Raw genomic sequence first — 19,639 nt, 5'->3', positions numbered from 1 at the left:
CGTCCACTTCCGCCCCGGAACCCGACCGCTTTTGTCGTCGCCCGCGCCATCCTGCTGGCATGACCGACTCGCCCGACGACGGGGACCGCGACTGGTTCGGCACCGGGGAGCCGACCGAGGCGTCCGGTATCGTCGGCGAGTACATGACACTCCGACGCGGGGCCGAGGCGGACGTGCTGGCGATGCAGATGGGCGACTTCTACGAGTTCTTCGGCGAGGACGCGGAACTCGTCGGCGAGGAGCTGGACCTGAAGGTGAGCCAGCGCTCCTCTGGCGGGGAGTCGTACTCGATGGCCGGCGTCCCCGTCGACGACCTGGCGCCGTATCTGAAGGCGCTGGTCGAGCGGGGGTATCGGGTGGCCGTGGCCGACCAGCACCCCGTCGACGACGGCCACGAGCGCCGGGTCGACCGCGTCGTCACGCCGGGGACGCTGCTGGACCCGACGGGCGACGACGCCCAGTACCTCGCCACCCTCGTCCGGGACGGCGACACGGTCGGCCTGGCCTTCCTCGACGTGACGACGGGCCGGTTCCACGCGACCGCCATCTCGGGGCCGGACGCCGAGGCCCGCGCGCTGACGGAGTGCTACCGGTTCGCGCCGACCGAGGTGCTGCCGGGCCCCGACGCGCGAACCGACGAGGCGCTCGTCGAGCGGCTGCGCGAGCGGAGCGACGCTCGACTCACGCTCCACGACGCCGAGGCGTTCGCCCCCGGCCGGGCGCGACACATCCTCGGCGAGCAGTTCGGCGACGGGGCGACCGAGAGCGTCGGCCTCGACACGGATGCCGCGGTCCGGGCCGCCGGCGCCGCGCTCGGCTACGTCGCGGAGACGGGCGCCGGCGCGCTGGCCTCCGTCTCCCGGCTCCGGACGTACGTACCGGACGACCACGTCGCGCTGGACGCGACCACCCAGCGCAACCTCGAGCTGACGGAGCCGATGACCGGCAACGGCCGGTCGCTGTTCGCCGTGCTGGACCACACCGAGACGAGCGCCGGCCGACGCCTGCTGAGGGAGTGGCTCGGCCGGCCGCGCCGGGACCGCGCCGAACTCGAACGCCGGCAGGGCGCCGTTGCCGCGCTCGCCGCGGACGCGATGGCCCGGGACGCGGTCCGGGAGACGCTCGACGGCACCTACGACCTCGAACGGCTCGCCTCCCGGACCGCGTCGGGCAGCGCGGGACCGGACGCCCTGCTGCGGGTCCGGGAGACGCTCGCCGCGCTGCCGGCGCTGGTCGAGACCGTCGAGGGCTCACCGCGGCTCGCGGATTCGGCGGTCGCCGACCGCTTCGCCGACCTGGACCGCGAGGGCGCCCGGAAGGTGCGCGAGGAGCTGGCGGCAGCCCTGACCGACGACCCGCCAAACTCGTTGACGGCGGGCGGACTCGTCCGCCCCGAGTACGACGACGACCTCGCCGAGCTGGTCGGGCGCCACGACGAGGCCGCGGAGTGGATCGACACGCTGGCCGAGCGCGAGCAGCGCGAGCACGACCTGACGCACCTCTCCGTCGGCCGGAACAGGACGGACGGCTACTACATCCAGGTCGGCAAGAGCGAGGCCGACGACGTCCCCGACCACTACGAGGCCATCAAGACGCTGAAGAACAGCGAGCGGTTCGTCACCGACGAGTTGGCCGAGCGCGAGCGCGAGATCATGCGGCTGGAGGAGGAGCGCGGCGACCTCGAGGCGGGGGTGTTCCGCGAGCTCCGGTCGTGGGTCGGCGAGCGCGCCGACCTCCTGCAGGCGGTGGGGCGGGCGTTCGCCGAGCTGGACACGCTGTGTTCGCTGGCCGAGCACGCGGTGCGCAACGACTGGACCCGACCCGAGCTGACCGACGACGACGTGCTGGACCTCCGCGCCGCGCGCCACCCGGTCGTCGAGCAGTCCGTCGAGTTCGTCCCGAACGACCTCCAACTGGACCGCGACCGCCGGTTCCTGCTCGTCACGGGACCGAACATGAGCGGGAAATCCACCTACATGCGCCAGGCCGCGCTGGTGACACTGCTCGCGCAGGTGGGGTCGTTCGTCCCCGCCCGCGAGGCCCGCGTCGGGCTCGTCGACGGCGTCTACACCCGCGTCGGCGCGCTCGACGAACTCGCGGGGGGGCGCTCGACGTTCATGGTGGAGATGCAGGAGCTCTCGAACATCCTCCACAACGCGACCGAGGACTCGCTGGTCGTCCTCGACGAGGTCGGCCGCGGAACGGCGACGCACGACGGCATCAGCATCGCGTGGGCCGCGACGGAGTGGCTTTCTTCGGCACAGGCTACCGCCCCGTCACCGAAGGTGCTGTTCGCGACGCATTACCACGAACTGACGATGCTGGCCGACCACATCGACACGGTGGAGAACGTCCACGTCGCGGCCGACGAGCAGGACGGCGACGTGACCTTCCTCCGGACGGTTCGTGACGGTGCCGCCGACCGTTCGTACGGAATCCACGTCGCGGAACTCGCAGGTGTCCCCGACCCGGTCGTCGAGCGTTCGCGGGAGGTGCTCCGGCGCCTGCGCGACGAGGAGGCCATCGACGTGCGCGGAAGCGAGGACGAGGTGACCGGCGAATCGAAACAGGTCGTTTTCGACCTCGGGTCGGGGCAGTTCCGTGGGCAGGCTTCCGCCGACGGTGGCGAGGGAGAGACGGTCGACCCTGTCACCGAGTCCGTGCTGGAGGAGTTGCAGGGTGTCGACGTGGAGGATACGTCACCCGTGGAGCTGTTATCGCAGGTACAGGAGTGGCAGCGACGGCTAGACGACTGACCACGGCTCCTTCGGGACGAGCTGGTAGATGTCTTTCCGATACCTGTCTTCGATATCCCGGTAGTACGTGTGGAGGTAGTGGTGCATCGCCGAACCGTCACTCACGGGGTCACCCACCCGGTCGCCACGCATGTACTGGACGAGTTCTGACTGGAGGCCCTGCTCTTTCTTCCAGTAAGTGGTGAAGTAGTGGCGACCGAAGTGCGATGACACGGCTCGGTACTCGTTGGTCTCTCCGTATTCGGGGAGAAATGCATCCTGCCAGACGTTGTTGATGTGGCGGCCGCTGGGCCGGTCGTGGCGCTGCGAGATGGGCAGGTGTTCGTCGTCGACAGATGGCCGGATCAGCAGATAGCGGACGAGGATTCGACGGACTTCTTCATCAATTGGAAGAAGCCGCCCGACGGTCGATTTGTTTCCGTCGCGTTCTGTCTTCGAGGGGATGTAGAGGATATCCGGTCTATCGGTCACTAATTCGTGGGTTCCGAGTGCGGGATAGACCGCCGCGAGCTCTTCGTCCGGGATGTTCAGATCCCTGAATCGGACGTTCCGAACTTCCCCGACCCGGAGCCCGAGCTTCAGCTGCAGAAGGACGCAGGTGTAATCGAGCAAATCTGTGATTTCACTGATCCGCTCACGGATTGCTTCGATTGGTATCGGGTGTGGGCGTTTCGTCTCGGTATCCTCGAACTCGCTCCAGTCGATTTTGTTCCGGGCTGAACGGACGATATCGTACTCCAACGTATGTGGAAGGGTGGGTTCCTCCTGCCAGAAGCGATATGCCCGATTGAGTTTCTGGAGTTTCTGTCGGATCGTTACCACCGATTGGTTTCCCAGATCCTCCTGCAGCCAGCGTGCGAATCCCTGCACGTGCTCTTCGCTCGGGCAAGCAGGGTGTCGACCAACCTCGCTCATGTATTCGCGCCACTGCTGATATGTGACGAGATGGCCTGCGATGGTCCCCTCTTTCAGACCGGAATTGAGCAGGTCTTCTTCGATGAAGAACTCGAGCGGGTCTGCTCGAAGCTCCTCGAAGACCGGCTCGAATGCCGATAGCGGGTCAGTAGTACGCCCGAAGGCCTCTCCGAACGCCTCCTGTGAGTCCCCGCTCTCACTCATCGTCCCCGGCCCTCCATTTTGGCCTTCCAGATGGTCGCTGTCGCATCTCCATTTGCGGCCGCCATCCAAACCGGATGGTAGCAGTGTGGGTGGTCGCGATGTTGCTGCAGCCAGGTGTAGAACGGCTCGATTCTGGTGAAGTATATCTGATAGGCGGAAACTGGAACACAGCGGTTCAGGATCTTCTCACACCAGGAGTCGATATCGTCCGGCCTCGCGAGAGCGTGATGTCGGTCTTGTGCCTCCATGTGTGCTCTCCACGACCGTTCTGTACGGTCGGTGTACTGTGCATAGCGGTCGCTCTGGTGTTGGTCGGTCGCTATATCCGCCCATTCGCCCCAAACGTCGCGGTTCTCGTACCAGTCTTCGTACTGCGATAGCCGCCGATCTGCGGGCATATCCTCCAGCCGTTTGTAGACGCCCATCCAGTCTGTCGGGTCCTTTGATTTCAGTTGGGTCATTGATTCACGGCTGCGCGCTGACAGCCTGCACCCATTGAGGGCGAGACAAACTGTCGCAGGTTCGTATTTGAAGATGAGCTCGCGCTACTACCCGAACAGCCACTGAAGGAGCCCCATACTGTTGCTTCGCTCAGATGAATCGGCGTCCGGAGTCCTGTGTTCAGTCTTCGTCTCTCTCCTGGCGCCGTCGTTTTCCATTTGCTGCTCGAGTGCCTCGATTCGCTCCTGTTTCAGTTTGAGCAACGCCTCTAGTTCACGGACCCGTGTTGCTCCAGCAGTTGGGCTCGTTCCGCCTCGTACTCCTGCCTAACTCCATAGTGAGCGTCCGCTGTCGACCTTTGGTACAGTCGTTCGCCCGAATGACTCTCTTCGGACCTGTGCCCTGATTCGAAGAACTCGTCTTCACCGGCCTGTAGGTATAGGCCGTCAGGAATTCGCCTGGATGAATCAACGCTCCACAAGAGGCACAATCAGGGCAGTGCTCAACAGATCCGGCCGGATGGCCACTGAGCAGTCGACGGTACGTATCGGGGCCGATTCTGTCGGCCACGGTCACTCCTCTCGGCAGTATCCCGTCCGAAAATCTCGGCGCTGCATCGCCTCTCGTCCACATCGCTCACAACGGAAGTACCTCGCACCAGTGGGCTGATTGTATTGGTCGAATTCCCGATGCGGGCCGCTGATTGCATGCTTCCCAGTCGCAGACGGTTTCGACGAGGTCTGTGTGGCTCCACCACCGTAGATGGCGATTCGTGGTTCCGGCTTCGGGAGCCGTCCGTCCGGACGAGGGACTGCTCCTGCGTGGATGTCCAGATCGACTCGGCGCATGTGCTTGCATCCCCCCTCTGGTTCGTTCTTCACCCAGTCCGGACAGGTGCAACTCCGCTCGAAGATGTTGACATGGTACGTGTGGTCCGACTGACTGTGGACGGTGTAGACACCGACGCGAAGGAGCGCAACGTCCATCGACTCCTTGCGTGCTCTCTGGAGACGGTAGAGCGATTCTCGACTGGGGATACTGGTGTTTGGTGGCTCTGGTAGTTGTTCGCTCATAGTTGGTGAGCGGCATTTGCTTGGATGCCCCTCGCCCGTCAGGGGCAGATAGAACTCGGCGTCTCTGTTTCATCGGGAAAGCATTCGACTGTGGTGTTTCGGCAGAAAGCCAAGTGGCTCAGGCCTCTGAGAACTCCGGCCGCTCGGCGTACGCGATGGGGTCTCGGGACCCGGCGTTGCGGAACGCCTGCAGGCGGAACGCACAGGAGTCACAGGTCCCGCACGGGGGGATCGATACTCGGAGAGTATCGGTGCCACGTACGCTCTCGCGACGCGGCTGGCCCCAATAGTCACCGAAGCTTCATGCCCCGTACCCAGCTGGGTGGGGTATGGCAAGCGCGGCGTCGTTCTCGGAGCCCGAAGTGCTCGCCCACGCGAAGCGGCGGCTCTTCCCTGACACCGACGAGCCGGGCAGCTACTCGGTCGTGGACACGCAGTTCGCGATGGACGAGTGGCTGCCCGGCGAGCCGATCGCGGCGAAGGTTCGCGAGGCCCTCGCCCCGTTCAACCACGTCCAGGTCGGGTCGGGCTACCCGGATCTCGTCGGCGTCCGGGTCCTCGACTCGGACCTGCTGGCGGTCGAGCGCCTCGGCGACGACCCGCCGCTCGTCGCCGTCGAGGCGAAAGGTCGGACCGCATCGGGCACTGTCGACGTTGAGCGCGGCATCGTCCAGGCGTACGACCGGCTCCACGAGGCTAACGCCGCCTACGTGGCCGCCCCGGCAGGGGCCGTCTCGTCGTCGAACCGGACGCTCGCCCGGGAACTCAACGTCGGCGTGCTCGGGGTCGAATCCGGGGGTGCGGTGGAGCCGCTGGAGGTGCCCCGCGTCGTCGGCAACCGGACCTCCGACGAGGCGACGGCCATCCGGTTCCAGGCGACCGCGCAGGGCGTCGCGGACCGGTCGTTCGGCCTGAACCACCCGAAGAACTACCTCGGCGTCCCGCTGGCCCGCTATCACTCCGGCGACACCGATGACCTTCTGGCCGAGTACGTGGTCGGGGCGACCGACGACGCCCACCGCGGTGCGGCCTTCCTCGGGCTGATTGAGGACCGACACGGACGGACGGGCCTCACCCCGCTCGGCGAGGAGGTCGTCCGGTTCACCCTGGACCGGTACGGCTCGGTCGGGGCCGCGCTCCGGGCGTTCGAGGACTGGCAGGGGTCCCGGAAGCGGTTCTGCGATCTCGCGCCCGAGTGGGGGCTCCTGACCCGGCGCGTGGTCTGGGCGTACCCGGCGACGCAGCTGCTCGTCGAGGAGCTCCAGACGATGCACGACGACGGCATCACCGACCCGTCGCTCGTGGACCTCGTGGAGTGGCTCCACGTCCAGCACCCGACGTTCACCGTCGAGCTGTTCCTCCGCGGGACCGACGACGCCCGGAGCCGCGTCCTCACGGAGGACGGTGGCCTCCGCGCCGACGAACTCGCCGACGGGAGCGTGTATCACTCACCGACCGTCTTCCAGTTGAAAGCGATGCTGTACCACGCTGGCATCCTCGCCGAGCGCGGCGCGGAGCCCCACCGCCTCGACCCGGAGACGGACTCGTGGCGCCTCCGCGAGCCGTTGGCGTCGATCGGAGAGGGCTGATTGGGAGGCTCTGGTGCTTGATTCGCCTGTATCTCGGCGGAGCACAGTACGACCCCTGACAGCAACTCAGAATGTCGTCGACTCGAATCGCTCCCGTAACATCGCTTCCCGCGCTTCGAACTGCTCGGCTTTCTCTCTAAGATCCGCCTCCACGCGTTCCAGCTGCGCCAGTGCGACCTGACTCTCGATACCCGTCTGTCCGCCGACTGTCTCCGCCTCTGCCTGCTCGCGGTAGGTCCGCTCGACCACCGAGAGCGTCCGCTCGGGATTGAACAGCAGATCGTTCGCTGCCCGCACATACCTGTCGAGCGACCCGCCCTCTCTCCCCCGGAAGAAGTGCGTGAGCGCGTGTGTCGCGCCCGAGTGGAGCATCCACAGGTCAACGACGAAGCCATCGCTCGCGGCGAGCGCGTCGTCGGCCGCCCGCTCGGCCAGATACTCGGGGAAGCCGATCAACTCGTAGAACTCGGCCACGCCGAACGGCGTCTCGGCGAAATCGATATCAATCTCCTGGGCGTCTTCTATGAACGCGTACAGGTCGTTGCTCACGAGTGCGAGTGCCTCGAGGATGCCCTCCCACCACTCTCCGAAGTCACCGATGTCGCCGACGTGCTTGACGATCTGTCTGTCCGTCAGCGACCGAATCGAGTTGGCACAGGCGTTGTCACGGGCGAACCCTTCGACATACACGGCGTGGCCGCCGAAGAAGTCGTATCCGGAGGTCAGCCCCATCGTGATCGGCTCACGTTCTCCGGGCAGCTGTACCTCCAGTCCGTCGAACATGATGTCCATGTGGACCTCACCGCCACCGCGGTACTGACGTATCTCGCCGAACATCACCTCCCCGAGCGTCCGACCATCTAGTTCCGTGTCCCGGAGCACCGTCTCCAGGGGAGCGTAGACGTCAGTCGGATTGATGATAGAATAGCTGTCAGTAGGCACGTGAAACAGCGAGTCCACGCTCTCGTCTCTGACCTGGTCCATCGCCCGCGAGGGCTCGATGATGGCGTTGAACCGGTCGGTCTCGACCCACTCGTTCGAGTAGGGGTTCTGGTAGGCGACGCGTGTTCTGGTCGCTCGCGGGAGCTGTCGGACTGCCTGTGCGAACGGCACTGGGTCCTCCGCGTCTGTCTGTCCACGATACCACTCCGGAAGCCGGCCACCTGTTCGTCCGTCCAGTCCCGCAAAGACCGTCGTCTGCTCGGTGTTGTTCATCGATGTACTCCGCGAGGCACGCTACTACGTCCCCCGCACCCCTCAGGGGGCTACAAAATCGGCGGTGGGCTATCCGGGGCAGGCGAGAGGGTAGGGTGGGTCCCTATCACGTCGCCCGTGACAGCTGTGGGTTGGTCGCCGATACGTTCGCAGCCCTGACGGTTCCGTGTGGAACTCTCGCTATTCTCGATTGAGAATACGCCGATACACCTAATACACTTGTAGACAAAAAGATACACATGCCCATCGACATCGAGACCTTCGAATCCGCTTCCGAGGATCGACTCCAGCACTCCGGGGAGACGAACGCCGACCGCGTGATGCGGTTCCTCACTGCACATCCGGATCAGGCGTTCACGCAGAGCGAGATCCGCGATGCAACTGAAATCAAAGCTGGGAGCATCAGCGTCGTCCTCTCTCGACTCGAAGACCGAGGGCTCGTCCGACACAAGGGCAACTACTGGGCGCTCGGTGAGGTCGACGATGTCGCCGCGTATGGAAGCATGCTCGAGAGTACGCGAGCGGCCAACGACCGCTTCGGTGAGGAGGACATGGACGAGTGGTTGGAGCACGCCGTCGACGACGAGGACGAGGCAACTGAATGAGCTATCAGCGCGGAGATGTCGTCTGGGGACCCGACCCGTTCAAGCCGGGTGAGAACCCGCGTCCGTGGCTGATCCTCAACAACGATACGCACCCCTTCGACGACGAGGAGTACATAACGGTCACCCTGACGACGACGCCCCACGACGAGGGGATTCCCCTCGAAGACGCCGACTGGGTTGAGGGCGGGATGCCCAGACAGAGCTACGCCTCGCCGTGGGCAGTTGCGTCGCCGAAGCACGCCGCGATCGTTCGGCGGCAGGGTCGCCTCAACGAGTCGTTCGTCCAGACCGTTGTCGAAGCGCTCGGAACGTATCTCGAACCACCGACCGAGGAATGACGAACTGGCTATCGGGTCCGTTGTCGAGATGGCCAGCGTCGGAACCGCCGTATGCGACGGACACGCCTCCGTCCGGGATTCGGCCGTGCTCTCGTCCCCGAACGGACTGATTTCCCAGTCTGGGTCGGTCGTCACGGTCCTGCACCCGGTCCTCCGACACCGGAAGGTCGGAATCCGGTGGCGCTCCGCATCGACGCGCGTCACAACACCATCACAATCAGGACAGCACGAATTCATCGGCGACCGTCCCTGCGGAATCAGATATGAACTTCAGTCCCTGCGAAACAGGGCAATTCGACCCAGCAAACAGACTACCGACTATCGTACTCGACGATCGCCTCGCGGCCACAGTTCGAGCAACTCAGGGCACCCGGTTTGGCCGTCCAGCCACACTCGCGGCACTCGAAATAGCGCTCTCCCTCGCGGAAGAGGTCCCGGAACCACTCGCACGGACTCATCGACCCTCCAGTACGTCTCGAATTACGTTCAGACGCGCCCGAAGCGTCACGGTCGTCACGTCCGCTTTCTGGGCCAGTTCTGCCTGTGTGATGGACACCTCCTGCTCCTGTGCAGCCGCATAGATGCACGCTGCAGCCACGCCCGTCGGTCTGGTCCCGGTGTACGCCTCAACGGGGAGTGAGGCCACAATCTCGGTTGCTCGCTCTCGAACGCTATCGGGTGCCTCCACCGCAGACACCAACCGTGGAATGAACGCCGTGGGCTGACGAGGGGGAAGTTCGAGGCCCACCTCCTGTCGTGCGGCCTGGAGCGTCGCTCGGAAGAGACTGCGGTCACAGTCGGCCACTTCCAGCACGTCCGTCTGTGTCCACGGGAGTTCGTTCACCCGGCAGGTCACGTAGACGGCGACGGCCGCAATCGCGTGGAGCGAGCGCCCCTGTGCCAGGCCTGCGTCGTGGAGTGTGGTGAACAGCGAGCAGGCCTGGTTTCGGAGTCCCCGACCCAGCTCAAGCGCACTCGTGAGCCGTCGGACCTCGTAGAGGCCCTCCATCCGATACCAGTCCTGTTTCGAGTGCTCTGTTGAATAGCGACCTCTAGACGGAAGGAAGCGCCGCAGAGTTTGAGGCCACGCCCCTCAACCGCTCACAAGCCGCCTCACATTCTGCCTGCCTACTCAACTACCGCTATTCAACAGAGCAGTTTCGAGTCGAACTGACTTCGACGGTGGAGGTGTCGGAGACGAGAGAGCTGTCGCCGTCGCTTTCCAGATGGCTGACCCGGTCCGTTCTGTCGCCAGCCGATCTCCGTCGAGAGTCCTCCATCGTGGCGTGTCGGAGTCCAAGGAGCACCCGTTCGGGACGGATCTGTCTCCTCATCCCCGAATCGAGTTCGCTCGGGCCCTCTGTCGAGGCTCTCGTCCCTGAAGACGAGTCCACAGTCGTCACAGACGGTTTCGTGTGTGTTCGTCGTTACGCGCCCCTCGCACTCCGGACAGTCGTTCGGTGCGTTCGCTACGTCCTCGTCGAATCTTCGCTCGTACGGTTGTGTGATTCCCATCTCGGCTCCGCGAGACCTCCGAAGGCCCCGCACCCCTCAGGGGCCACAAAATGACGCGTTAAACAGGCCTAAACGAGAATTTCACCGAACTACAAGACTCCGTATTGGATGTCAACTCTGCGCTTAAGCGCGTAAGGTTGGAAACAGCACTGAGAACCCAAGGTTACGCGGGAAACCGAATCTTTGCGCAGGAATGAACCTCGAGGTGATCCCAGTGAGGGTGCCCATCCTTTGACCCATTATTTCCTGATGCGGAACACGGCGCGCGATGAATCGGCGCGCCGGTTGCGCGCCGAGAACGCGCGAGGGGCGGAGCCGGAGCGAAGCGGAGGGCCGACGGCTGGGGAGGGTGGCGAAGAGCGCATCGCGAGGGCGGCATCCTACCACCGCCTTCCAGCAAAAGGGGGGCGAGCGCGGCTACGAAAGCTGTTCCTGCCACGACTCACGCTCGGGAAAGACGACCCGGCTCCGCGATGTCAGTGCGACCGAGACGCGCCCCTGATACCAGCCCTTTGCCGCGCCGTGGATCCGGACACGCTCGCCCTCGTCCATCCACGGCTGGTCGCTGGCGTCCCAGACTGTCACCTTCACCTGGCCCGTCTCGTCCCCGACGAGGCCCACCTGCTGGATCGAAGGGTGCGCTGGTTCCCAGAGCACCACGACTTCGCCCTCGAAGTCGACCTCACCGTGCGGCACGTCGCCCAGCCGCGAAATCGGCGTCACCGTCCCCGGTTCGGTCGTGAGTCGATCAGCCACCGCCACGGTCGCGCTCAGCAGGTCGCCCGTTCGCAGGACCTGCTCTGCGAGTTCACGCGAGATAGCCGCCGTCGATCCCGCTCCGGGGATCCCGGTCTGGATGCGCTTCGCTTCCTGATTGACCGCCGCCAGCTCCTCGCCGCTCAGCCGCTCGCGCGGGTCCGGGGCATCCGGGTCACGTCGGTCGTCCACGCTGGCCGCCCGTCGCTCGAAGGTCACGCGTTGCTCGCGACTCTCCCGTTCCACCACCTGCGCCGTCCGGGTTTCCCGGTCGGACTTCGGTGACCGGTCCATCCGCGTCCGCGTTCGCTCGATCTCCCACTCCCACGCCTCCATCCGCTCTTCTGCTGCGAGTGTCAGCCCCTTCTTCCGGGTGTCGGGGTGGTTTGTGTCGACCTTCGCACGAATCTCCATCTCCACCGTCGCGTGCAGTTCCGGCCGCTCGTCGACGATGTACGCCTCGTCCTCGTCGAGCGCCTCGGCTTCGAGCCCCGCCTCAGCCGCCCACGTCGCCCACTGTTCATTGTCTGTCCGACCCGAAACGTCATTACCGAAGATGTCTCTCGTACTCATTGGAGTTCCTAGGCTCCTGAAGGCGCTCTCAACCGCGTCTTCTTCCTGAATGACTCAGTTCACCCAGCTACGTTTCTCGCTCGCGCCCTCGCCCGGCTTGCCGGGCGCGAGCGAAACATCGTTGAGAGAGCATACACACACAAGCCGCGCAGTGGCGCCCCCGCGACGGGGCGTGGCCAACTTCAAGTCAGTTCTCGGTCCGGCCCGCTTAACGAGTCGTGTCCAGTTGAGGGGTACCGAGCACCTGCGCCGCGGAGTGGCGCGGGCGCGCAGGGGGCCCCGAGACTGGAACGCGAAAGCTCGTCGGGCCGCAACCGAAACTGCACTTGATGCTGGCGGCTGATATGAAGGCCGAAGGCCCCGAGCGAGTGGGCGCCGCGCGCGGCGACCGTCCCTAACTTGGTGCGCTCCAGAGAAGACGCCACGGACGAGGCCGCCTTCTGCCAGTAACGAGTGTTGATATCCGAGCACGACGGGCCCCGACGCGCAACCGGGTGGGAATGAAAGGGCCGGGCGGTCGGGCCCTCCCGGGCGAAGTAAGCACCGGAGCGAACGGAGTGAGCGAGGAGCGCAGCGAGCCCCGGAGGTGAGCGCCACCGGCGCGAACCAGGGAAGTCGCAGTCCGCGCAGGCCAAAGGCCGAGCAGGAACGTCTTCCCGTGGGTCGAGCGCCCGGGGGCTTTCGTAGGGCCTCGAATCACCCCCTCCACCGACAACAGTTATGCTGATAGCTCGCCCTCTGAGTAGCGATTACACGTGGCTGCCGTCGACGACTCTATCTCCACGCCTGCTGCGACACCTTACTTTACGATTCGGCCTGCCGACGTTCCGCTCGACCCTGCGACCGTCGAGACGCATCTCCGGCGCCTCCACGGACTGGCCACCTCGGCGAAGGGTGGCTTCCTCACGGGAGCGCCACGACCAATCGTCGAATGGTTGCTCACGAGTACTGGCGACGAACGCGGTCTCACCTACGCGGTCGGTGTCGACGACGAGGGCGCCCACTCTTCACTCGAACACGCTATCCGCGGGCTCTTCCCCGACAGCTACGCCATCGCTGAAATCGACCGAGAGACACTCCTCGAACCGTTCGCAACTGCCGAAGACGCTGACACAGTCGCACTCGCTTTCGAAGGCAACCCGACACACCGCAAGGACTGGCAGACCTGCCTCACGCCCTTCGCCGACTTCCACGAATCCGAGCGCGACAGAAATCACGTCCGCGCTCCCCTCGCGTCCGTCGCGGAGACGCTCGCCGGCAGCCCGCTTCCGATCTGCTATCAGGTACTCCTCCGTCCGAAGCCCGACTGGTCCGTCGAGGCCGACGAGCGCCGCCTCGACCTCGAACAAGGTTCGGACACGTTCGGCGGGGAACTGATGAACGCGCTCGTCGGCCCGCCGCCCGAGGATGAGCTCGTCATGCTCGGTGTCGACGAGGAGCGGGTCGTCCACCTCCGAGAGCGAGACACACACCGCTCATTCGAGGTGAACGTCCGGGCGGTCCCCGGCCACAGTGCCGATCCGGTAGACGCAGAAAGCGTTCTGTGCGACCTCGCACTCGCCTTCGAGGCAGTGAGCGGCCCGTTCTACCGCGTCGAGGGTACCGTTTCGACTGGATCCGACGCCCAGCAACTCGTCGAGGCTCTCCACGACCGGACGCTGCACCCACCGGCATACGGCCGCACACTCACCAGTCCCGGCCGTCGAACCAGTCCGGGCTTGGTCGTCGACGCTCGCGAACTCGGCTCGTTCTGTGCACTCCCCGGTGACGCCCTCACGAGTGCGGGCGTCCGCGGGGTAGGGGTCACACCGAGCGAACGCACCGGGCTCTCGCTCCCCCCTACCGACCAGCTCACCCCGTACTCGGGTGCAGGCATGATGCTCGGCCTCCCGCTCACCGACGATGACCGAGCCACAGACGAACCACTCGTCCTTCCCCCCTCATTACAACCGCTCCATGTCGGCTGGTTCGGCCGAACTGGTGCTGGCAAATCGACAGCCCTCGTCAACGCGATGCTCGCGAATCACCGCGCCACCGACGGCGCGAGCATCCTCGTCGATCCGAAGGGTGACGGGATGGGCGAAGCCTACCTCCGGGCGCACTTCGCCGAGTACGGCTCGCTGGACGATGTCTGCTATTTCGATTGCGCGGCAGTCCTCCCGGCGATCTCCTTCTTCGACATCCGCGGCGAACTCGAGGCGGGCATCCCCCGCGAGACGGCCGTCGAGGACGCCGTCGACCACTATATCGAGATCCTCCGGGCAATCATGGGCCGCGACCGCTTCGACCAGGCCGTCCGCTCACCGGATATCATCCGGTATCTGGTGAAGGCGCTGTTCGACCCGGTCCACGGCTCGGATCACTTCTCACACCGCCAACTCCACGAGACCGCCCGCAGGATGCACGAGCGCCAGTCCGCACCCGCCGTCTCCGACGACGACCTCGAACGGATGCTCGGGGGCGTGGTCGCGAACCGTGCCCGGACGTTCGACGAGATCATGCAGGGCGTCGCGAACCGCATCGAGAAGGTCCCGGTCGACCGCCGACTCGCCCGCCTGTTCAACCACGTCTACGACGAGGAGAGCAACGGCTCCCACTTCGACCTGGTCGACTTCCTCGACGAGAACGTCGTTATCGTCTTCGACACGGGCGGCCTCCGAACCGAAGCGCAGCGTGTCTTCGCGCTCCTTATCCTCTCGGAGTTGTGGACGGCACTCAAGCGTCGGCGAAAGCGTGCGGTCACAGAGGACCTCCCGCTCGTCAATCTCTACATCGAGGAGGCTGCGAGCATCGCCGTCTCCGGCCTGTTGCAGGAACTCCTCGCGCAATCACGCAGTTTCGACTGCTCGGTCACGCTCGCGATGCAGTTCCCCGCGCAACTCCGTGGCTACGATCAGGATGTTTACGACGAGATTCTCAACAACGTCTCGACCATCCTGACGGGGAACGTCCCCTCGGACGCACGCTTCGCACAGCGGCTGGCGACCGACGACATGGACCCACAGCAGGTCGGAAACCGGATGCGGGCGCTCCGACGCGGCCAGTGGCTCGTCAGTCTCCCGGCCGCGTTCGACCGCCCCGAGCCGCGGCCGTTCCTTGTCCAGTCGGCGCCGCTCCCGCCCGGGCACCCGGACGGCGACCGTGCGCTCTCGTTCGACGAGCAGTCCGCGCTCGCGGCTGCACAGATCGACATGCAGGCTCGGACACGAGCGGCGTACGGTCTCGGGCTCAGCTCACCGAGTGTCGTTCGCGACGGGCCACCGGTTCCACAGGAAGCCGTGGGCGACGGATCCGCCGAGAGTGCAACCCCTTCGGTTCGAGTCGACAGCGCCCTCCCGCACACGAAGCGGATGCCCCCGACGGTAGAGTATGACGGCTCGATTCACGCGCTCCGGTGTACGCAGTGCGACAACCGCTACGACCCCTCTATCGACGGGATGAAGCGCGCCATCGAGTGCTGCTCGTCTATCGACGCGGTCGACAGCGACGATGTCCCCGTCTGTGAGTTGAATCTGAAGCTCACCGAGGCCGAGCGGCTCGACTCCGAGTGGTCGGATGCCCAGCTCATGTTCCTGCAGGCGGTCTACAATGCCCAGCAGTTGCGCTTCGACCCGCTTGAGTACGACCTGCTCTGGGACTCGATGATTCGCCTTCAGGAGTACGTCGGCATCGAGAGCGACGCCGTGCAGGACCTCATCGACGCCGACCTGCTCCGACACGATACGGATCGGCCACATCGGTTGTACACGGTGTCACCCGAGGGGCGGAAGGTAATCGGCGAGAGCTACCGGCAGGGTGTGGATTACGGCCACGGACAGGGCGACCTCGAGGAATCGAGCGATCACGTCCTGGGTGTGGAGATCGGCCGCCGGTATCTGGAGGGCAAGTACCGGGATGACCCAGAGTCCGAGGTGGCTGAGGTGATTCCGTACTACGACCTCGGAGAGAACCAGCGGCTGGATATCGCAGGGGTCGACGAGGAGGGCGGTGTGGTGGTTGCAATCGAGGTTGAGCGGGTGAATCACGACATCAAGCGAGCGGTCCCGGAGGACTTCGATAAGATGGCTGCGTGCGATCCCGCAGAGGCCATCTGGATCGTCATGTCGCACACGGAGGGCCACGAAGTGCTTGCCGCGCTCAACGAACCACTTGAGGGGGAGGTTCGTGTCGAGAAGACCTACGCGAAGACCTCGCCCGTCAGCTCGTTCAAGATCAGCGAGCCTGGACTGACGGCGATGTACACCGTCGAGCAGGTGCGTGAGGCACTCGGTGGGAAGGGACCTGCCGCGTAAGGTCGGTATTCCGTCTCTTGGCGTAAGGTTACGTTCGGGCGTGGTTGTTGGTCCTCCTCGTATCCCAAGGCCGTTAGCCGGTGCTCAGGCATCGGAAGGTTGGCTGCGTTTCCCGCTAGAGTGGGATGGGGTGGTGGCGAAGAGCGACGGTGATCTGATTCGAGGAGCCGCTTCGCTCGGAGACAGGTAGAACGGCTACTGCTTGCAGAGGGGGTCTTGCCGTCGAAATTCCGCGTTACTGTGGTGAGTGCCGATTCCGGTTGCTCTCAGATGAACCGCATATCTCGCATCTTGTTGGTGTAAGGTTGGCGCTGTATTGCGATTCCATGCATCCTTACGTCGATACAGAAGTCTGCCAAGTGGCTTCCTCCCAATTCGAGCGGCCGCTCAACCGCCCGAAACTTCGGGGGTCAAGCCGCGCTGCGATTGGGGCTTCCCATTCTCGCCTCTGATTCTGTCTGTTACTGATTTCAACTCCACACAAACCACTCTAGCGGGAAACGCAGACAAGGTTAGACTGTCACAGCAGCCTTCATACTGTGAATAGAATGGTTTCTATCGTTCATTTCTCCCCGCAGTACCTATGCCCCCTTCCCTGCGAAACAATACGAGGAGCCACGGGTGGGATGTGAATACTACTTCCCAGCAGGATTCCCCATGGCTCTAACTACTTCCGCTACGACGCTCGCCGCTAAGTGAAGTCAGTCGAGAGGGTCTGGTATGAGTCACTACGGAGGTAACTCATGGACGAAGTGCCCGAAGTGCGGTGAGAAGCAGAAAGTCTCGTCGGGGCAGTGGGTAACCTGCCGATCCTGCGGAGAGTCGTTCCACTCGTGATTGGGGCACGGGAGTGGCTTGGGTACTATCTTGGGCGGCAGTACTAACTGACCGGTATCGTACTCGTTGGGTATGACCGATGAATCCCCGGACCTTTACTCTACGTTCATCGACTATCGACAGACGGAGAACTGGGACACCAGAACGGTAAACGACGGGAACGTCATCCGGCGTATCGCGGCCGAGAACTTCGAGATGGAGAAACGACGGTTGGGCGAAGTGATGCAGGACCAGTTGTTCAACATCCCTGAGTACCAGCGGGTATACTCGTGGAAGACAAAGCATCACAGGCAGTTCTGGTCTGATATCGAACAGTTCATCCAGGCGTCTCTGGAACCCGGCGACGACAACGTCTCCGATGTCTTCTTCAGCTCGATGTACTTTGCCGTCGATCCTGAGAGCGAGTCATACGATGTTATCGACGGCCAGCAGCGACTCACGACGACTCATATCCTACTCCGGGTTATCGAGGAACACTTAGCCGAGCTTGACTCGGAGAATATTGAGGACGACGCGCTCCGAAACCTCTGGGAAATCGGCCAACAGAGCATCCACCAGCTACTCTACCGGCACGAACCCTTTTCGGGGGAGAGTCCTCGGCTTACTCTGAACAAGCACGACGAGGCGTTCTTCGAGGCTCTCATCTCGGATGACGAAGCGCGAGTAGCCTACATCTGCGACGACGACCGTGACTACAGCATTCACGGAAACAACAGTAACGCGATACAGGTCTCGGACTGTCTCGACCAACTCGGTATTGACGACGATGACCTCGAATCTCTCGATACGAGTGACCTGCGGTTTTCGGCCTTCTTCAAGGTCAACAACTCACATCAAAAGCTGCTTGACGCGTACGAGTTCTACCGCAAGCAAATCTCCACAGTCGTCGATGACGCCGAAGATTCGTCAGATGCCGCTCGCGCACTCCTGAATATCAGCCACTACGTTCAGTATTCCTATCATGTGGGCGAGTTCGTCATCAGGGAAGCTGAGCCCGACTTCCGGATGCAGATATTCGAGATACTGAACGATCGGGGTGTCGAACTGACGAAGATTGATCGCATCCGGGCCGCAGTGGTGAACGCGTTCTACGACACAGAGCACCAGTCCGAGTACGTCGGCAAGTGGGAGGACATCGTTGAGGCGTTCGCGACCGATGACGACCAGATCGACGAATTCCTCTCGATTTATCTGAGTATCGTCGATGAAGGAGTCGATACCATCGGCGATGCGAGTTCGGAACTAACGAACGCGTTCGACACACGGGCTATTGATCCGAAGGTACATCCGAGACTGGGAGATCTGGAGGAGGCTAAGGAGTTCATTGACTATGCACACGAGCTAGTTGGTTACTATCAGGACATCACTGACCCGAACCTGGAAGCAAAAGACCTGAAACTCGCGGATTATCGCGAGCAGTGTCAAGAAGTCCTCGTGCGATTGAACGACCAGCAGATGGACCAGTGGCGCCCGTTCGTGCTCGCGCTCTATCATCACACGGACCCGGATTCGCGGGCGGATGCGGCGGACTTCTACGATCTGCTCGACACCATCGAGAAGTTGAACTTCCGGCGTCTGCTGGCCTCCGAGCGGCCGAACGTCTTCCAGGAGGTCTTCATCGACGCGGTCCACGAATTCGGCCTCGCTCCGGGGACGAACGAACCGCCGAGTGACCCCTACACGCCCTCGAAGCAGTATCTCATCGAGCAGTTGCGCTCGTCGGCACCACGGCTGTTCGGTGATCGGTTCGTTGATATCATCACGCAGATGCCGTCGTGGAGTACGAAATCCGCCAAGCTGCTCTTCGGGAAGATTGCTCATCACCAGTTCCGCGAGGAGGACGATGTGCTTGAACGCCGGCTGAACATGAGCAGTATTCATCTCGAGCATATCCTGCCGCAAACACCGATCGACGACCCTGAGGACCCCGTATGGCTCCGTAATTTCTTCCGGCTTGAATTGGCTGACACGGAACTCGCTACGGATATCGAGACGTACATCGACTTCGCTCAGCGAGAGACGCTTGATGAGGACGAGGTACGGCATAGAGATAGTATCTTAGAGTCGGTCACTCAGCGGTTTATCGACGATATCGGGAACTTCCTCCTGCTCCGGGATAGCGACAACATCCGGGCGAGTAACCGACCCCTGGCGGAGAAGCTCCCCCAGTACTACCGGAACGTCGACGGGTTCACGAGCATCCACCCGAACCGCTATTTCACCCCTGATGAGGGGCCGATCGACCGGGACAGGCTCGACGAGCTGCTGGAACAGCACCAGCAGGTGGCGGACGAAGAGCGGGAGGCGATTGACGAGGAACTGCTCGAGGAGTTCAACTCGCTGTGGACATACGAGACGCTGCAGGAGCGACGAGTAGACCTTCTGCTTGATGTTCTCGATATCCTCCAGTTCGATGTGATGTCGGATGAATTCGGTCTGGAATCCGACGAAGACGCAGTTTCTGAGGAGATACGCCGGAAGAGCGAGGAGGAGTTCGAGAAGCGGCTTTCAGCGCGTCCGATGTGACGCC

At 63.5% G+C, this 19,639-nt stretch carries 13 protein-coding genes and 1 pseudogene; 6 read left to right on the top strand and 8 right to left on the bottom strand.

Translation table 11 applies throughout. The features are described from left to right. The first annotated feature begins 59 nt into the window (after positions 1 to 59). A complete protein-coding gene (gene mutS / locus DP107_RS07520; RefSeq protein WP_144261525.1) occupies positions 60 to 2,756 on the top strand; it encodes a DNA mismatch repair protein MutS in 2,697 nt (898 codons plus the stop codon). Here the strand turns inward: mutS and DP107_RS20720 are convergent. The 3 genes and pseudogenes from DP107_RS20720 to DP107_RS20715 all read right to left on the bottom strand — a co-directional run. Then, the gene (locus DP107_RS20720) at positions 2,745 to 3,875 is read right to left on the bottom strand and encodes a tyrosine-type recombinase/integrase (RefSeq protein WP_144261524.1); all 1,131 of its coding nucleotides are present in this window, start codon (positions 3,873 to 3,875) and stop codon (positions 2,745 to 2,747) included. The two genes, mutS and DP107_RS20720, sit on opposite strands and share 12 nt — an antisense overlap. Next, entirely contained in the window at positions 3,872 to 4,336 is a 465-nt protein-coding gene (locus tag DP107_RS07510) for a hypothetical protein (protein ID WP_144261523.1), read from the bottom strand. Before DP107_RS07510 ends, DP107_RS20720 begins: the two co-directional genes overlap by 4 nt. Positions 4,337 to 5,507: 1,171 nt before the next feature. Further along, a pseudogene (locus DP107_RS20715) lies at positions 5,508 to 5,618 on the bottom strand (7-cyano-7-deazaguanine synthase QueC); the annotation flags it as partial. 100 nt (positions 5,619 to 5,718) lie between these two features. On the opposite strand from DP107_RS20715, the gene DP107_RS07500 reads away from it, so the two are divergent. Then, on the top strand, positions 5,719 to 6,978 hold the full coding sequence (locus tag DP107_RS07500) for a hypothetical protein (protein ID WP_144261522.1): 1,260 nt from the start codon (positions 5,719 to 5,721) through the stop codon (positions 6,976 to 6,978). Positions 6,979 to 7,044: 66 nt separating this feature from the next. Here the strand turns inward: DP107_RS07500 and DP107_RS07495 are convergent, their stop codons facing one another. Continuing rightward, on the bottom strand, positions 7,045 to 8,193 hold the full coding sequence (locus DP107_RS07495) for a hypothetical protein (protein WP_144261521.1): 1,149 nt from the start codon (positions 8,191 to 8,193) through the stop codon (positions 7,045 to 7,047). Positions 8,194 to 8,432: 239 nt separating this feature from the next. On the opposite strand from DP107_RS07495, the gene DP107_RS07490 reads away from it, so the two are divergent. Together DP107_RS07490 and DP107_RS07485 are read left to right on the top strand one after the other, a co-directional pair. Beyond that, a complete protein-coding gene (locus tag DP107_RS07490; RefSeq protein WP_144261520.1) occupies positions 8,433 to 8,798 on the top strand; it encodes a MarR family transcriptional regulator in 366 nt (121 codons plus the stop codon). Continuing rightward, positions 8,795 to 9,136, top strand: coding sequence for a type II toxin-antitoxin system PemK/MazF family toxin (locus DP107_RS07485; RefSeq protein ID WP_144261519.1), 342 nt, complete (start codon positions 8,795 to 8,797; stop codon positions 9,134 to 9,136). Before DP107_RS07490 ends, DP107_RS07485 begins: the two co-directional genes overlap by 4 nt. A gap of 311 nt (positions 9,137 to 9,447) precedes the next feature. Here the strand turns inward: DP107_RS07485 and DP107_RS19920 are convergent, their stop codons facing one another. The 4 genes from DP107_RS19920 to DP107_RS07470 all read right to left on the bottom strand — a co-directional run bounded on the left by DP107_RS19920 (position 9,448) and on the right by DP107_RS07470 (position 11,980). Continuing rightward, on the bottom strand, positions 9,448 to 9,594 hold the full coding sequence (locus DP107_RS19920) for a hypothetical protein (RefSeq protein WP_185977220.1): 147 nt from the start codon (positions 9,592 to 9,594) through the stop codon (positions 9,448 to 9,450). Beyond that, positions 9,591 to 10,145: a transcription initiation factor IIB family protein gene (locus tag DP107_RS07480; protein ID WP_144261518.1), complete on the bottom strand. Its 555-nt coding sequence runs from the start codon at positions 10,143 to 10,145 to the stop codon at positions 9,591 to 9,593. Before DP107_RS07480 ends, DP107_RS19920 begins: the two co-directional genes overlap by 4 nt. 137 nt (positions 10,146 to 10,282) lie before the next feature. Next, complete coding sequence (locus DP107_RS21405) at positions 10,283 to 10,651, bottom strand: TFIIB-type zinc ribbon-containing protein (protein ID WP_144261517.1); 369 nt, start codon at positions 10,649 to 10,651, stop codon at positions 10,283 to 10,285. Positions 10,652 to 11,068: 417 nt separating this feature from the next. Further along, positions 11,069 to 11,980 carry a DNA-binding protein gene (locus DP107_RS07470; protein WP_185977219.1) on the bottom strand — a complete coding sequence of 304 codons (912 nt, stop codon included), beginning with the start codon at positions 11,978 to 11,980 and terminating at the stop codon, positions 11,069 to 11,071. A 755-nt stretch (positions 11,981 to 12,735) separates the two neighbouring features. Between DP107_RS07470 and DP107_RS07465 the strand changes: the two genes are divergently transcribed. Both DP107_RS07465 and DP107_RS07460 read left to right on the top strand, forming a co-directional pair. Then, positions 12,736 to 16,272, top strand: coding sequence for a type IV secretory system conjugative DNA transfer family protein (locus DP107_RS07465; protein WP_144261516.1), 3,537 nt, complete (start codon positions 12,736 to 12,738; stop codon positions 16,270 to 16,272). A gap of 909 nt (positions 16,273 to 17,181) precedes the next feature. Further along, positions 17,182 to 19,635 carry a DUF262 domain-containing protein gene (locus DP107_RS07460; protein ID WP_144261515.1) on the top strand — a complete coding sequence of 818 codons (2,454 nt, stop codon included), beginning with the start codon at positions 17,182 to 17,184 and terminating at the stop codon, positions 19,633 to 19,635. The last annotated feature ends 4 nt before the right edge of the window (positions 19,636 to 19,639 follow it).

The organism is Haloglomus irregulare, assembly GCF_007421925.1.
In the GTDB taxonomy this organism is placed as follows: Archaea; Halobacteriota; Halobacteria; order Halobacteriales; family Haloarculaceae; genus Haloglomus; species Haloglomus irregulare.
The sequence above is the reverse complement of the archived record's forward strand: the minus strand, read 5'-3'. Positions and strand labels throughout refer to the sequence as shown.